General features: G+C 36.9%; 15 protein-coding genes. 8 read left to right on the forward strand and 7 right to left on the reverse strand.

What is annotated here, in order from left to right; translation table 11 throughout:
- Positions 1–8 precede the first annotated feature (8 nt).
- Positions 9–2027, forward strand: coding sequence for a capsular polysaccharide biosynthesis protein (locus Q4503_RS10510; protein ID WP_303602233.1), 2019 nt, complete (start codon positions 9–11; stop codon positions 2025–2027).
- Between the two features lie 53 nt (positions 2028–2080).
- Here the strand turns inward: Q4503_RS10510 and Q4503_RS10515 are convergent, their stop codons facing one another.
- A complete protein-coding gene (locus tag Q4503_RS10515) occupies positions 2081–2971 on the reverse strand; it encodes a LysR family transcriptional regulator (RefSeq protein WP_215973185.1) in 891 nt (296 codons plus the stop codon).
- Between the two features lie 122 nt (positions 2972–3093).
- Here Q4503_RS10515 and Q4503_RS10520 point away from each other — a divergent pair, with 122 nt between their 5' ends.
- Positions 3094–4032, forward strand: a complete 939-nt coding sequence (locus Q4503_RS10520) for an MBL fold metallo-hydrolase (RefSeq protein WP_303602234.1) — start codon at positions 3094–3096, stop codon at positions 4030–4032.
- Positions 4033–4234: 202 nt separating this feature from the next.
- Here Q4503_RS10520 and Q4503_RS10525 read toward each other — a convergent pair whose 3' ends face one another.
- Complete coding sequence (locus tag Q4503_RS10525) at positions 4235–4639, reverse strand: MmcQ/YjbR family DNA-binding protein (protein WP_303602235.1); 405 nt, start codon at positions 4637–4639, stop codon at positions 4235–4237.
- A gap of 447 nt (positions 4640–5086) precedes the next feature.
- On the opposite strand from Q4503_RS10525, the gene Q4503_RS10530 reads away from it, so the two are divergent.
- The gene (locus Q4503_RS10530) at positions 5087–5398 is read left to right on the forward strand and encodes a hypothetical protein (RefSeq protein ID WP_303602236.1); all 312 of its coding nucleotides are present in this window, start codon (positions 5087–5089) and stop codon (positions 5396–5398) included.
- A 118-nt stretch (positions 5399–5516) separates the two neighbouring features.
- Positions 5517–5804: a hypothetical protein gene (locus Q4503_RS10535; protein ID WP_303602237.1), complete on the forward strand. Its 288-nt coding sequence runs from the start codon at positions 5517–5519 to the stop codon at positions 5802–5804.
- A gap of 155 nt (positions 5805–5959) precedes the next feature.
- On the opposite strand, the gene Q4503_RS10540 is transcribed toward Q4503_RS10535, so the two are convergent.
- Positions 5960–8167, reverse strand: a complete 2208-nt coding sequence (locus tag Q4503_RS10540) for a TonB-dependent receptor (protein WP_303602238.1) — start codon at positions 8165–8167, stop codon at positions 5960–5962.
- 398 nt (positions 8168–8565) lie between these two features.
- On the opposite strand from Q4503_RS10540, the gene Q4503_RS10545 reads away from it, so the two are divergent.
- Positions 8566–9834 carry a serine protease gene (locus Q4503_RS10545; RefSeq protein WP_215973189.1) on the forward strand — a complete coding sequence of 423 codons (1269 nt, stop codon included), beginning with the start codon at positions 8566–8568 and terminating at the stop codon, positions 9832–9834.
- The gene (locus Q4503_RS10550) at positions 9825–10883 is read left to right on the forward strand and encodes an FHA domain-containing protein (protein ID WP_303602239.1); all 1059 of its coding nucleotides are present in this window, start codon (positions 9825–9827) and stop codon (positions 10881–10883) included. Before Q4503_RS10545 ends, Q4503_RS10550 begins: the two co-directional genes overlap by 10 nt.
- A gap of 172 nt (positions 10884–11055) precedes the next feature.
- Here Q4503_RS10550 and trpS read toward each other — a convergent pair whose 3' ends face one another.
- Positions 11056–12060, reverse strand: a complete 1005-nt coding sequence (trpS, locus tag Q4503_RS10555; protein WP_215973191.1) for a tryptophan--tRNA ligase — start codon at positions 12058–12060, stop codon at positions 11056–11058.
- A gap of 69 nt (positions 12061–12129) precedes the next feature.
- Positions 12130–12798, reverse strand: a complete 669-nt coding sequence (rpe, locus tag Q4503_RS10560) for a ribulose-phosphate 3-epimerase (protein WP_215973192.1) — start codon at positions 12796–12798, stop codon at positions 12130–12132.
- A gap of 302 nt (positions 12799–13100) precedes the next feature.
- Between rpe and Q4503_RS10565 the strand changes: the two genes are divergently transcribed.
- On the forward strand, positions 13101–13772 hold the full coding sequence (locus Q4503_RS10565; protein WP_215973193.1) for a TorF family putative porin: 672 nt from the start codon (positions 13101–13103) through the stop codon (positions 13770–13772).
- A 205-nt stretch (positions 13773–13977) separates the two neighbouring features.
- Positions 13978–14178, forward strand: coding sequence for a DUF2970 domain-containing protein (locus tag Q4503_RS10570; protein WP_252727495.1), 201 nt, complete (start codon positions 13978–13980; stop codon positions 14176–14178).
- Positions 14179–14261: 83 nt separating this feature from the next.
- Here the strand turns inward: Q4503_RS10570 and Q4503_RS10575 are convergent, their stop codons facing one another.
- A complete protein-coding gene (locus Q4503_RS10575; RefSeq protein WP_215973226.1) occupies positions 14262–15071 on the reverse strand; it encodes a Dam family site-specific DNA-(adenine-N6)-methyltransferase in 810 nt (269 codons plus the stop codon).
- A gap of 283 nt (positions 15072–15354) precedes the next feature.
- A complete protein-coding gene (locus Q4503_RS10580) occupies positions 15355–16752 on the reverse strand; it encodes an SPOR domain-containing protein (protein ID WP_303602240.1) in 1398 nt (465 codons plus the stop codon).
- Between the last annotated feature and the right edge of the window lie 22 nt (positions 16753–16774).

Below are 16774 nucleotides of genomic sequence, written 5' to 3' on the forward strand. Positions count from 1 at the left end.
TTTAATTAATGGCTATTTTGGTTAAGTCAAAAGGAATACTTGCTCGCAAAAAGCAAATTGAGAGCTGCCTTCCACACTCTTTAGCCTTACTTAAAAAAAGAAAGGTTGTTGCAAGTCATGATAGCTTTGCTGGCTGGGGACTTAAAGCTAGTACCAATAAAATCAAACAACAGGCTAGTGATTTTGGCGTGCCTTATTTACACCTAGAAGATGGTTTTATTGGTTATATTGGCCACCCTGCAAAGCAAGGTCATGCTGTTTCATTGATTTCAGACTCGCAAGGTATTTATTATGATGCCCGCCAGCCCTGTAATTTAGAATCACTAATAAAAGAACCGTTAAGTGAAGCACAGTTAGCCCGTACAAATGCCTTAATAAAGCTAATCACTAACAAAGGCATCACTAAATATAATGTTTATGATGCAGCTGAGTTGCCTGAATTGTTAAAGGTAAAATTGTCGAACCTTAAGCAACAAAAAATATTAATTGTTGACCAAGTTTCAGGGGATTTATCTATCACCGGTGCGATGGCTGATGAAAGTAGTTTTGTTGCCATGATCGCGCAAGCGAAAGCAAATCACCCTAATGCTACCTTGTTAATTCGTACGCACCCAGATACTCGCCTTGGCAAGAAGAAAGGGGTATTAGCTAAACTTATTGCTAATGGGGAATTAACCAATGTTGAAATTATTAATGAACATTGTCATCCTCATGCATTAATCAACGCTGTTGATGCGGTATATACGGTGTCGTCGCAAATGGGGTTTGAAGCATTATTACTTAATAAGCCAGTTTATTGTTTTGGGTTGCCATTTTATGCGGGTTGGGGATTAACGCACGACCAACTTCATTGTGACCGACGTGAAAAAATCTCGCTGCAGCAGCTTACCTATGCTGCTTTGGTTAAATACTGCCATTATTACAACCCAGTACTGCAAATCAAGTGTGAAGTTGAAGACGTTATTAACCTTATTCGTTTGCAACAAAAAGGCAAACCGCCATACCGTCGCCTTTATTTAATTGGTTTTTCGTTATGGAAGCGCGCCTTTATGAAACATTTTTGTCGACATTTAGCCGATGAACTTGTCTTTACCAAGCAACCACCAGTAAAAATTGCTGATAATGACATGTTGCTTGTTTGGGGCGCTAAGTATCCAGAGTTAAGCAATTGTTTTCGTGTTGAAGATGGTTTTATTCGCTCCAATGGTTTGGGCGCTAATTTGTGCCGCCCTTCTTCATTGTCTATTGATCAAGCAGGCATCTATTTTGATAATCGCACGCCAAGTGACCTTGAACACGCCTTAAATGAAAATGTATTAACGGTAAATGAGTTAAAACGAGGCCAAGCATTAATTAAGAAGATTAACGACACTGGTGTTAGTAAATATAATGTCGGCGAGCACAACACGATTACGATTAATAATCAGCATAAAAAAATATTGCTGGTTATTGGCCAAGTTGATGGTGATGCATCAATTGTGACCGGTAGTTTGAATATAAAAAGTAATGAAGCGTTACTTTATGCGGTAAAAGAAAAGCATCCAGATTGTTATATTATTTATAAACCTCATCCTGATGTAGTGTCGGGTAATCGTGAAGGAAATGTATCGTTAGAATGCATATCACAGTGCGTTGATGAACAAATTACTCACCAGTCTTTAACGAGTTTGTATGCACATATTGATGAATTACATACCATGACGTCGTTAAGCGGTTTTGAAGCGTTATTAAACAATGTTGTAGTGCATACTTGGGGGCAACCGTTTTATGCTGGCTGGGGATTAACCACTGATTACTATCCGCCTAAACGACGATTTAAAACCATAACCTTACCCGAGCTAGTATTCACTACCTTGGTGCAATATCCGCTTTATATTGATTGGGACACGGGTTTATGGGTAACACCCGAGTTGTTAATTGATAAAATTGCTGATGGTAAAAATCAAGACATTAAAAAACAGTCGTTTTGGAATAGAAAATTATTAAAGCTGCAGTATATTTTTGAAATATTTCGTTCAGCGCATTAATACTTGATTTGTAAATTATTAATAATTTACAAATCAAAATACTCCTAATTTTTTTAATGTGCCCAAATCTCGCTAAAATATGTTTTTAGTAACTCAGCCACTATCACTACTCTTTCAACGTGTTGGTAGCGTTTATGGATAACGATATGTAACTCACCCGCAGTCAATTTACTTAGGTCAATATTTAACGCTGTAAGCCCTTTAATTAATGGACTTTCTAAAAAAATATTAGGTAAAGCTAATGCACCTAATCCGGCACAACAAGCTGCGATTTGCACGTTATAATCATTCGCGCTAAATACGGGCTTAAAATTCGGTATTTCTCTCTTTAAAATTTGATTAGTCAGTAAATGGTTATGATCTTCAGACCAACAGATCCAATTTAAGTCTTGCAGAGTCACCTCATCACTGAGCGTGTTAGCGACATCTTCCGCGACATACACGTTTATGCCACAATAAAAAGACGCCAAACAAATTAAATCGTTATCTTTTGGTTTTTCTGTACGAAGTGATATATCTGCCTCACCGCGCGTTAAATTAAACGTATTTGTGCCACTTAACACTTCAAGCTGAATACCGGGATAGCTTTCTTTTAGTTTTTGTCCCACTTGTGGGAGAAAAGCAAAACAAACGCCAGGAGGCGCAGTGATCCGGACTCTCCCTTCAACTTTATTGGGTGCTTGCGCTAACGTCATGGTTTCAACCGACCAAATAGCCATTTGTTTTGCAGCGGGTAACAGTTTTTGACCTAATGCAGTCAGTTGACAGCCCTGACTAAAGCGAGAAAATAAAGGCTGACCAAGCGCTTGCTCTAGCTCTGCAATACGCCGGCTTAAGGTTGGTTGACCAAGCTTTAAATTTCGTGCGGCTGCACTAAAACTGCCAGTTTCTGCTACGGCTAAAAAGAGTCTAATATCTTGCCAATTCAATTCATCGCTATTCATTTTTGGATATGCCAATGGTTATTTAGTAGATTTACATCTTTTATGGAATAGCTAAACTATGCCACATCTTCTTTTACTACTAAAGGAGAATACTTACATCACCCAATAACGAGGTAAATAACATGCATAAAGGTAAGCGAACTATAAAGATAGTCATTGGCGTTCTTAGCTTATTATTCGTATTTTTCATTATATGGATTAACCAAGCAACGCCAACTAATCACCCCGTTATTACCTCAGTATTAGGGCAAAAAAGTAATTACCAGTCTCTCGTTAATAGCCTGAGCACAGGTAAAAAAATATCGGTGAAAAAAATTAAATCTGCCAATTGGAAAGTGCCTCTTAGTGGCTTACTTAACCTTGATGCAGAAGCAGCACAACATGCAGGGTTGGAAGACCATGATGAAAACATTCAAATTTATACTTTCCATTTAACACATCCTATACATGGCGATTTTTTGATTGATACCGGTATTAGCAGTCAGTTTTATAATGATCCGCAGTCGTTAGGAATTCCTAGTTGGTTGGGATCGTTATATGGATTAGAAAAAATGACAGCACTTACTACAACGGAAGATTATATCAACGAACAAAACGTGGCTTTAAAAGGTGTTTTTTTAACTCATTTACACCTTGATCATATCAGTGGTATGTCAGCAATAAATAAACAGGTGCCTTTGTATGTAGGGCAAGGTGAAACTCAAGAAAGGTATTTCTTATATGCGGCAACGCAAGGCATAACCGATATAATGCTTGAAGGTAGACCCGCATTACAAGAGTGGGCTGCAGACTATATTGATGTATTTGGTGACGGTAGTGTATTTGCCATTCATTCACCAGGCCACACCGCGGGTTCTACCGCCTATTTAGTCAATAGCATTGAAGGCCCGGTGCTTTTTACTGGTGATGCAAGTCATACGTCGTGGGGCTGGAATCATAGTGTTGAACCGGGCAGTTTTTCAACTGACCAAATTCGTAGTAGAGCAAGTTTAAATAAACTCATTAAGTTAGTTAAAAGTTATCCTGAAATTAGCGTACAGCCTGGACATCAGAGTTTGTAAATGATGTGCATTATTACGAATGAGAGATGCTATTACGTCGGCTTTTTGAGTGAGTGTCTTACTTATCTTTCTCAATTATCTTTCCCAAGTACCTTTCCTAAGTACCTTTCCCAATAATCTTATCTCGTCAGACAATACTATGGGTGATAGTTTCAGGGCTAATTCACCGTGATCAACGAATATTATAAACGCTATATGTACGTCATAAATGAACCAAGATAGATGCCTGATCTTTCTTGGTCATTTTACTCACCACAAGGTTAAATGAATTATCGATCATGCGCTCAATTTCTCCTTGCGGTATTGAGCCATCAAGAATAATGGTATTCCAAAGTCTTTTATTCATATGATAACCGGGGATTACTGCAGGAAATATATCACGCAACATAATAGCTTCATCAGGATCACATTTTAAATTAATGCAAAAACTCCCCTTCATTTTATCATTCGTGTTTTTTTCATTACCCTTGCCTAAAGAAAGTGTGGCAAACATTTTATCTTTCACACGAAATACTTTTATATCATCACCAAAAGGGTAATACACAGAGGTGTCAGGCTTTGAAAGCAAGTAAGCTTCTACCTGTTGAGCAATTAAGTTAGCTGTCATAATATTTTCCTGTTGTTAACGTGACTCGTACCATTTCTATTAATTTTATGATATTTTAAAGATATTAAATTGTTAACATGAAGTGTATGTTCTTTTAAATAAACCGCATACTGGTCAGACCACAAACATGAGGTAATTGTGTATAATTACCTTTAACAACTAACCCTACTTTCACGCGCAGCATTGAGTCTCCTGAATATAGGGAGAAAAAGCCGACCTTAGAGTCGGTTTTTTTATAACTGAAATAAGGACATTTACTTGAAGACTCGTGTATATATAGATGGCTACAACTTTTATTACGGCTGTCTAAAGCGAACTCCTTACAAGTGACTTGATTTAACCTCACTTTTTATAAAACATATCCTACCTAGTTCTTCTAACCAATCACACTCATACGATGATTTAAGTATTAAATTTTTTACTGCTGACATTGTTGGTAAAGCTGCGATGTCTGAAGATTCGTTAAAAGACCAACAAACATATCACCGAGCATTAACTTTTCATTCAGATGAAAACAACTTAGAAATAATTAAAGGCTACTATGCCATCAACCAAACACGCGCCTTTAAAGTTGATGAATGCAACCCTAAAAAACCACCAAATCAATGTAAATATGTTGATATATGGAAACTAGAAGAAAAACAAACAGACGTAAATATAGCTGTTGAATCGCTTTATGATGTTATGACTGATAACACTATAGAACAAGTTGTATTTGTTACTAATGACACCGATTTAGCCAGTGTCCTAGAAAAATAAAATCATTGAATACAGTTAAAGTTGGCCTTGTCATACCAACTACCGATAGCATGCGTATTCCAAATGAAAATTAGATAAGCTGGCTGATTGGACTAGGAAGAATATCTTAGAATATGAATTGAAAGCATCTCAATTACCACGCTCTGTTGAAGGTGAACGTAAAGCAGCCATCAAACCTATTGGTTGGTTTGGACAACCTGATATTATTGAAAATATATTTGAAACACTACTCCAAGTTGAAAAGAATCGAACAAAGTGCTGGCGTTGGTTAGAACAAAAACCTCCAGTTTTTGACGACTTACCTCCGTTATCCACCCAACCAATAAACTTATTAGATGATGAAGATTCAGCTAAGACTGTATTACTTTATGCTCAAAAATACGTGGAATTTAAACAGAACAAATAAAATATTTTCCTGTTGTTAAAACTACCTATACCAAGTTCAATAAGGTATCTAAAAAAATAGCATAAAAAAGCCCTGACATCTCAGCGCTTCTATTGGCTTTTTTAAATACTAGCTAACCTGAACTACATTACTATTAAAAAGCTATTAAAAAGCTATTAAAAACTATAGGTCGCTTCAGCCCATGCACTAACACCTTCTTGTGGTAGTCTCGACATTACAGCAACATCAGTGCCTTTTACGCGATTATAACCACCTAAATGCTTTTGATAGCTTTTATCTAACAAATTATCCACACCAAAACGTAAAGTAAGGTCGTTATTGACATAATATTGAGCATCAACATTAAGTACGCCATAACCTGCCGTTTCTTGCTCATCGTTAGTTGATGAGACTTTCGTTTGTTTTGCTGCCATCACTAAGCTTGTTTTTACCATCCAGTTTTGCCCAGTGTAGCTTAATTGAATTTGCCCATTAAGTGGTGCAATACGATATAAGTTATCATTAATGTCACGACGTTCACCTTGTACATAGTTAATAATGGTGAATAGCTGTACTTCGTTGGTAATGTTGTAATAACCGTTCAGATCAAAGCCGTAAAGCTTGGCATCAACATTAGAGAATTTCAGCGGGTTGGTGTCGCCAGCCATCATAGTCGCCATTTGTTTAGCGGCCATATCATCCATGCCTATTGAGGTACCTTGAATATAGTCATCAATTGATTGATAGAAAATATGAGGCGCGATCATCAACGTATCATCTTGATAATTTAAACCTAAATCAAGTTGATACGCCGTTTCTGACTTCAAGTTAATGTCGCCAATATAAGTATGGCCATCAGCTAAGCCGCCGGTTGATTCCATTGGCGTCCATAGGTACAGCTCTTGGTATGATGGCGCACGATTTTTTACACCAATGCCTGCAGAAATCGATAAATTATTAGAAAGGATTGTTTGTGTATTTAACGCAATATCAAGGTTGTTGTCGGATACTTGACGATTAGTCTCATTAAAACCATTTTGTAGCTCGCTTGCTAAACTTGCCATACTTGGCATTTCCATGTCTGAATCCATGCCATCGCTCATATCCATATCGTCACTCATGTCCATATCTGAGTCCATGTCCATCATTGCCATTGAAGTACTTACGTTTCCGGCATTAGACTCAGCTCGTTTTAACCTAGCACCCAACTGCACTGTGGTTTGGTAAAACTGCTTTTGCCATTCTACGAATAAGCCATAACGATTGTCTTCAACGTTATTAAAATTAACAATTTCAAACATCATATTATTTGGATTAGTGATCACTGAATCATGGGTTGCAAAATAACCATCTATACCAAAAGATAGCTCACCAAAATCAAATTCTTTCGCTAATTCAAAGGTAAAGTCTGACGTTTCTGCTGTCGCGTTATTACGGCGGTAGGCGGAAGGATCATCGTTTGTACGCATTAAAAAGTTTGTCATGCCATGATCAGCATCGGTATAGCCTAGCTGCCATTCGCCTTGCCATTCATGTAAACTAAAAACACCATCTAACGTCACTCGGTGACTTTCAATATATTCAATGTCCATCGGTAACGCTGGCGTACCTGAGTCATTAGTGTCGGTGTAATGGTAGCTTAGCCCGACTTCGTTAGCGTTTTTGCTATAACGAATGTCACCACCGACTTGTACTTTGTCAAAATCGGTAGGTTGAATAACAACGTCGTTGCTGCTTTCCATACTATCGCCTACTTGGCTATTACCGTAGAGTAAAACGGCAATATTATCTTTAGCAATATTGGTCACCGCTGATAAAGTTTTAGCGCTGTTGTTATTACGGTAGCCAACTTGAATATCGCCATTTACGTTTGTGATTGTGTTATTCATTGTTTCAGCTTTACGCATTTTCACTTCAATCGCACCACCAAGGGTATTAATGCCTGCTGATACCGGTGCAATGCCACGATATACGGTCATTGAATCAACAATTAATGGTGTTGAATAACTCAGTGGCGTATCCATAGCATTAGGCCCGGCACCAATAACAGGATGTCCATCAAGTGAGGTGGCTAACCTGTCACCATACAAGCCCCGATATTGTGCAATACCGGTAATTGGGCCATTGCTATTAATGTTTGCACCTGGAACTGAAATGAGCCAGTCAGCTAGATCAGGAACACTGGTTTTTCCTTGTGCATATCCCATACTACTTTCTAAACTGTGATGGCGTTGGTTAGTAATAGTAATGACTTCTAAATTGTCACTAATACCCTTTGCTTCATCGGCTAAAGCTGTATTTGACATGATAAGAGGCGAAGAAGTTATTGCTGATAGTAAAACAAGTTTTACGGCAAGAGATAAACGCGTAATAGAAGTGCGCATAAAATTTCACTCAATGTTAAAAGGTTGGTTAAATTGGTTTTTAACTTTTATTCAATGGTGTGTATTCTTACGGGATAGTTAAGAGAGAACAAAGGGAAATAGCCAATGTGCGACAAAATGTCACAGGCAACAACCTGTTTACTTGTACTAGATCAATAAAGCGACCTTTTCGTGCTAGTTTCAAGCGATATATTTACTTATACCAATCTCACTAACTATGTAATTATTTCTACTTGTTAAAATTACCAACTACATCGTTACTTAGTTAATGAATCTGGTATTAGGTACTAGGGTGTTTTGTCAAAAAAAAACAAGTAGAATAATAATATAGAAAATACTAAGTGACTAATGCGCTGACAATGGCACAATGGTACGACAATTTTTTAACAGGAATCTGAATGAAAGTTTTTTTTAGCTTAGCGCTTTTTTTACTCGGTACAGTACTAAGCAAGACTAGTTTTGCCGAAGAGCAAGCAGAACAATTATTTAACCAACTTAAACCTTCGCTTTTTCAAATAAAATTAATAGACAAAGCCAGTGGTGAGAAATCGTCTATTGGCTCTGGTTTTCAAATAAGTAACGACGGTATTATTGCTACTAACTATCATGTTATTTCCAGCTATGCTTTGCATCCTCAAAAATACCGAATAGAGTACCTTGATGGTCAGGGAAATACCGGTGACTTAATATTAAAAAGCGTAGATGTGATCAATGACCTAGCATTAGTTAGACGTGATGTTGTGCAAGAAACGCCTTATTTTCAATTATCGAAAGCATCGCCACATAAAGGCGAGCAACTATTCTCGTTAGGCAACCCTCATGACTTAGGTATGATTGTTGTGCCCGGTACTTATAATGGCCTGAAAAGAGAGTCGTTTAATGATCGCATTCATTTTACGGGTTCAATTAATTCAGGGATGAGCGGTGGCCCTGTGGTAAATAAGGAAGCGGAAGTTGTTGGTATTAATGTCGCAACGTCGGGTAACTCTATCGGTTTTCTTGTACCTCATGACAAGTTAGTCGCATTATATGATAGCTTTTTAAAGGCTCCACCTAATAGCATTGAACAACAGATGACAGCACAATTAATGGCGAGTCAAAATAAATTAATAGAGACTATTTTAAACAGTACATGGCAAGAAAAACAGCTTGGTGAAGCCGCGATTATTCCTATTATTGACGTACCTTTTATTCGTTGCTGGGGCAATTCAAATGCAGATAAAGCAGATGCGTTGATTTTAACCGCTGTCGCTAATTGTTCTTTGGATGAAAATACTTATATTTCATCTAACTTCTTTACCGGCACCATGGAAATTGAATTTAGAACAATGCAAGCGAAAGATATTAGCACTAATAAGTTTTATCACTTATATCAGCAACAAATTGCTCATGCCAATGCAGGCAATAGAGCTGATAAAGAAAATGTAACTGAATTCCAATGTCACGATGATTTAGTAATGCCTGATAATCAAGCGATTAACAATAAAACAGTCTTTTGTACTCGTGCTTATAAAAAATTCCCTGATTTATACGATGTACTTTATTTAGCTGCTTCGGTAGATAAAGATCAGCAAGCTATTGTTAGCCACTTTACCATAGCAGGGGTTAGTCAGCCGAATGCGTTAGCCTTTACTCGTCAATTTATGGAGGCGGTATTATGGAAGTAACCACAACAGATATGCCTGAATCACTAATAGACAATGATGAAATAGCAGAAAATCAATCGCTGATAGAGAAAATAGCAGCAAGTGAAATCATCATTGAAGAAATTAGTCGCAATCATAAATTACTACACAGACATAGGTTATCAAAACCGCAAATACATATTGGCCGTGATTATCATAACGACATTATTTTAGATGATCCGCATATTTGCCCTAGCCATATCAGTATTGATGAAATAGATGGTCAATGGAAAATTACCGATAATCAAACATTGAATGGCTCTTATATTGAAAATAAAGCGCAAAAAAAGCGTCCAGCAAATGAGCACATAATCAATGACGGCGATATTATTACCTTAGGGAAAAGTCAGTTAAGAATATTATTTAATCATCACCCTGTTGAACCAACCTTGCCTTTTAGCCCTTTTGAAAGCTTTATTAATTTAATGCGCCACCCTGTTGTGCTGCTATCAAGTTTGATTTTATTTACCTTGATTGCTGGTAACGTGTTTTATCTTAATACCTCAAAAGAAGTTAATTTTAGCCAGCTGTTAGTGCCAACCATTGGTATGACTCTCGGTTTTGCTTTATGGCCTGCTGGAGTCGCTTTAGTTTCTTACTTAAGTAAAAATGAAACGCGAATAATGGCGCAAATAGGGATAAGTTTCGCTTTTTTCAATCTTATGTGGTTTAGCGATTTCTTAGAAGGGGTTGTTAAATTTAACAGTACCAGTGATTCACTAGCCGCTTTACTGATTGTTCTTATTTCTATTGCCTTAGCGTTTAGTTTATTTTGGCTTAATAGCTATATTGGCTTCCATATGTCAGCAAGACGACGCCTAGTTGTTGCGGCAAGCATGACCTTATTATTGTTTGGTGGTAGTTATTTAGTGCAATACAGCAATAAGCCTGATTTTGATCCAAGACCGCAATATAATGCGACGATTATGATGCCAAGCTTTCTCATTTCATCAAGCGCTAGTGTCGATGATTTTATTGGAGATAGCAGTAAGCTATTTGATAAAACGAAGCAGGAAGCAGTTAAAGAGTAGTGCTGTTAAGATTTTTCAGTTAACTCTACAAAGTACAAGCCTAAAATTATGAGCCTACAATTACAGGCTTAAGCAGTACAAGCTTTAGAATAGACTAGCCACTTTTGATATGACTAAAAGTGGCTAGTAAAAGTGGCTAGCGTTAACAATTAACGCCATATTATATCCCCCATTATGGGCGAGGAATAAAACCTACCGCATCATACACTGACGTTAATATTTTATCAGCGCGAAGCGATGCTTTTTCAGCGCCACTTTTCATTACTTGATCTAGAAAAGCTTGGTCTGCACGATATTGATGAAATTTAGTTTGAATTGGCTCTAACATAGCAACAACAGCATCAGCCACATCACCTTTTAAATGGCCATACATTTTATCTTCATAGTCAGGTACTAAGCTATCAATCGACTTACCTGTAGCACATGAAAGTAAAGATAATAAGTTTGAAACACCTGGTTTCTCTTCTAAATTGTAGTAAATATTGGCTTGCTCGTCAGAGTCTGTTACCGCACGTTTAATTTTCTTAGCAATTTTTTTCGGGTCTTCTAATAAACCAATAAAGTTGCCTGGGTTGTCATCAGACTTAGACATTTTCTTAGTTGGTTCAAGCAAACTCATCACGCGTGCACCATGTTGAGGAATGAACGGATCGGGTACAGTGAATATATCACCATAAATATTGTTAAAACGTGTCGCAATATCACGCGCTAATTCTAAATGTTGTTTTTGATCATCACCAACAGGTACGCTATCAGCGCCATATAATAAAATGTCTGCTGCCATTAATACCGGATAAGTAAATAAACCTGAGTTCATATTTGCTTCAGATTTTTGTGACTTATCTTTGTATTGCGTCATACGGTTTAATTCACCCATTTGGGTATAACAATTTAACACCCAGCTTAATTGCGCATGTGCAGGTACATGTGACTGGATAAAAATAGTGCTTTGCTCTGGGTCTACTCCACAAGCTAAGTACAACGCTAGGCCGTCTAAGGTCGCTTTACGTAAGTCTTCCGCCTTAGGTCGAACAGTAATTGCGTGTTGGTTGACCAACATATAATAACATTCGTTGCTAGATTGCATATCGACCCATTGTTTTAATGCGCCTAAATAATTACCAATAGTTAATTCGCCAGATGGCTGACAGCCACTTAGTACAATAGGTTTACTCATGATGTTCCTTAAATAAAGCCAGAGTTGCGCCCCTAGCCATTTTGTTATGTATGATTTTTTGTTTTCGATCTACACTTTTGCTAGTTCAGCACGCATAGCATCAATAGCTACTTTGTAATCGGGTTGTGAGAATATGGCACTACCCGCAACAAACATATCTGCACCAGCTTTAGCAATATCAGCGATATTATCAGCTTTCACGCCACCGTCGACTTGTAAACGAATATCTCTACCGCTTGCGTTAATTTTTTCTTTCACTAAACGTAATTTGTCTAATGTTGTTGGGATAAAAGATTGTCCACCAAACCCTGGATTAACTGACATCAATAAAATTACATCAAGTTTATCCATAACAAAATCTAAACATTGTAAAGGCGTTGCCGGATTCAACACTAAACCCGCTTTACAACCGTTATCTTTTATCAGCTGTAAGGTACGATCAATATGATCACTTCCTTCAGGGTGGAAAGTAATGATATCAGCACCCGCTTTGGCAAACTGAGGAACTAATGCATCAACTGGCTTTACCATTAAATGTACATCAATTGGCGCGGTGATACCGTAATCACGCAATGACTGACAAATCATTGGCCCGAACGTTAAATTAGGCACAAAGTGATTATCCATAACATCAAAGTGCACTACATCAGCACCCGCAGATAAAACTTTAGCAACATCATCACCCAAACGAGCAAAATCAGCAGATAAAATAGAAGGTGCAATTAGAAAAGAAGACATAATATATGCTCAATCAGAAAAATTATCAGTATTATACCCAAGCCACTTAAAAATACGAGTCTCAACCATAACGTGAGCCAAATGAAATGATGCACATCATTAGTACAAACGAACTTATAGCGCACCATTATAGTGCAATTATTGAAAGTTAATATCGAGAGTAAAATAAAAGACTAAAATGTAACCAACGGATAAATAAGAATTTTAATAATAAAAACGTACTATTTTTCATACGGGCATCATCTTTGCAAAATCATTAGCAGTTTAAACTTAATAATAATATAAAATATAAAGGGATAAATATGAAAAAATCAATTTTAAATATCGCACTCACAACAATTTTAGCTACATCAGCTATGGTTTCTACTTCAGCTTCAGCGGTTGAAGGCTTAAGCGCTAATGTTGCTGCAACCTCGAATTATTTATGGCGTGGTTTAGAGCAAACAAATGGTGACTCAGCTATTTCAGGTGGTATTGATTATGCTGCTGATTCAGGTTTCTATGTTGGTACATGGGCTTCAAATGCTAGCTGGGCTGAAGGCATGACTTATGAACTAGATTTCTACGCTGGTTTTGGCGGCGCAATTTCTGAAGATGTTTCATACGATGTTGGCTTTATCTATTACGCTTACCCTGATGAAACTTCTGGTGATGCTGATTTTTCTGAAGTATACGGTAGCATTTCATTTCAAGCATTAACCCTTGGTGTATCTGTATTAACGTCTGGTGAAGGTGCTGATGCTGGCGATACTATTTATGCTAGTGCCGATTATGCAATTGCACTACAAAATGACGCTGAAGTTAATTTACACATTGGTTCATATAGCGGTGATTGGTTAGCTGAAGATTCAATTGACTATGGTGTAAGTATCTCAAAATCAGGTTTCACTTTTGGTGCATCTGCAACTGATTTAGACGGTGCTGCAGGCGATGTAAAAGTATACGTTGCTTACGCGATTGATATTGATTTATAAGCCTAAAGCTTAAAAAACATTAATAAAAACAAAAAACACTAAGAAACAAGAAAGCGCTAATTGCCGATATAAGCAATTAGCGCTTTTTAGTTATAGCATTGTTAGTTATCAAGCTGAGCATTGTCGCATTTACGGAATTTGCTAGATTTTGTTGATTTATTGCACTATAGTTTTCATTACTCATTCATTTAACTTCGAGTAATCGATGTCAGATAAAACATCATCAATGAAAAACACCTTTAAAAGTGTAGCGGCTGCGTTCTTTGGGGTGCAAAGTAATAAAAATAGAGAAAATGATTTTTCTCAGGGAAAAATAAGCCATTTTATTATTGTCGGTATTATTAGTGTTGCTATTTTCATTACCGCTTTACTGATAATTGTAAATTTGGTTATGCCTGCTAACTAACTTTTCTGATCTAATACCATTATAATTAACCTTGTATCTTGATGTGATGCTTAGCTTTGTTAGCAATAGATCACCACACTCAGTTATTTATATAACGCTAAAATCTCTTGTACCTTAACTCTACTTTTACCCTTTTGACTTATTGAACGCTGTACTTGAAACAACTTCTTTTTGGTTGCTCCTTTATAAAGTTCACGAGTAAAGTCAACATAATGATTTGATATCAATGTAGGGATATTTCTTTTCTTGGCTATTTCAGCATAGTCTACTAATCGCTTTTGATCTTCATCGGTAAACGAATTACCAGCATAGGCAGTAAAGTTCGACGTTGGGTTAATTGGTGAATAAGGTGGATCACAATACACCACGTCACTCACATTTAACTGAGTGAATGCCGTTTCAAAGTCGCCTTGAATAAATGTTGCTCTTTGGGCTTTTTCAGAAAAGTACTCTAGCTCGGCATTTGGAAAATATGGATGCTTATATCTACCAAAAGGAACATTATAGCCGCCGCTTTTATTATAACGACATAGTCCGTTATACCCGTGTCTATTTAGGTATAAGAACAAGAGTGAACGTTCGTATGGATCAGTCGATTGATTAAACTGGGTTCGTAATTGGTAATATTTTTCTGAATCATTATTACCGCCTGTAAAGAAGCGCTGTGCATCAGCGATAAATGCTGTTGGCTGATTTTTAATGATATTAAACAGGTTTATCAGATCTTTATTCATATCTATTAAAAGATATTCATCAAAATCTAAATTAAGGAATACAGAACCACCGCCCACGAAAGGTTCAACTAGTCTTGTTTTACCTCTTTTAGGTAATAAGCTAGCAATTTCATGTACAACTTTTTTTTTCCCACCAGCCCATTTTAAGGCAGATCGCATTCCAGCTAGTGATTGAGCTTTAGTCACAAAAGAGACCTATAAGTTAATAGTAGCTAGAGCTAACATAGATATTTACCGAGAAGTAGATTGTATATCAGTTTTCAAAGTTTTTTTAAAATAGAACTATCGAGGCTACTTTAAAAATGCACAATGTTTGTTGCTCATGCTCGCCTGAATCATATTATTTTGAATAGGCAACCAATAAAAATGAAAGGTAATTGTATCTTGATTTACCCTTTAGCGATATTCATTTTTATTTATAATATTGTGATTAAAGTAAAGCCTAACGATTATTAATTTCTGCTTTAACAAGTGCGAGATCTTTAATCCATACCCCTCTATCAATAATTTCTTTAGGTAAAGCACTGATAGCCTCATTAGCTTGGGCTTTATTTTCGAATATCTTTGTTGTTAATACAATAAACGTTTGATCATTTAATTTTTTCTGATAACTAAAGTATTGCAAATTAGCATTGGCTTTCATAAACCTTTTTAACAAGGTTAAGTCGGTGAATCCTACAATTTGGACAACATAACCTTTAGGCGCATTTAAATAGTAATTCGGCGTTAATGCCAAAGGCAGAGTAACTTCTGTAGGCTTACTTACAGCTTCTTTTGTTGCTAATTCGGGTTTTGCTTTAGCCGCAGCCTTTGGTGCGGTAACCGGTATCAATTTTTCTGTGGTTACGGCTGGCTCTTTAACTTCAGCTAAGTCTAACGCTTGTAAAATGTCCTCAGTTTGAGCTGAACGATTCTCAGTGCTAGCAACCGTTTGTTGCTCGCCCATTAAAGCTGCCTGAATATCTACTGTGGTCGCGAATTCATCGGCTTCAGGTAGCGCAATAGCATTATTACCTTGTGCTAATGGCTGTTCATTTGACTGCTGCGCGTTTGCAATTATAACGCTGTCGTTAATATTCGATTCTGGTAATTGAGATAAACTAAAGTTGTTGTAATTAATAAGTACAAACCAAGATAGGCCAATAAGTCCAAAAATTACTAATGCGGCCGTTGCTACCTTCAACCACAGTTTATTGCTAAACATTACATTATCACTAGTAAACTTGGCGTGATCTAGCGGGAATAATTGTCCTGATTTTGCATCAATTATCGCCAATTTATTTTTAAAAATACTTTTATTCTTTGCAACATTTTGTGCCGCTTGCTCGTTACCAAATAATGCAACGTTGATTTTACTTTGGGTTTTATTTGCTACGTCAACTAACTGACAAAGTTCGTATTTCATTTGTAATGATAAAGCGTGTGCATGCTCAACAACAATGGTGATACTTTCTTTGCTTTTTTTACTTAGGGTTAAAAGGCTAACGGCGAGTGATTTTTCTGGATCAAATAAGGTATTAGCAAAAAGCTGCTCAATAAAACGACAGCGCATTTGAATATCATTTAATTTTGATGAAGCAGAAACAAAAGCGACATTGGTTTCTTGTGCTGAATTGTTTGCTTTTGATGGTTTATCTTTGGCAAGGCTAATTAAAAATTGACGCGCAGCTTGCGTGTAAACACCGCTATCGTTATCAACAATCAAAACAGCTTGTTTCGAAAAACGTTGAATATATTCAATACGTGCACTAACACTTATTGATGTGACTGCTGGCTCAGTATTTAATGGCATGGAGGCTATACTAGCTTCATCTATGTTAGTGTGTGCTGCTGCCGACATATTCAACCCTTGCTACAATTAC

This window comes from Colwellia sp. 6_MG-2023, from assembly GCF_030547765.1.
Taxonomy (GTDB): domain Bacteria; phylum Pseudomonadota; class Gammaproteobacteria; order Enterobacterales; family Alteromonadaceae; genus Colwellia.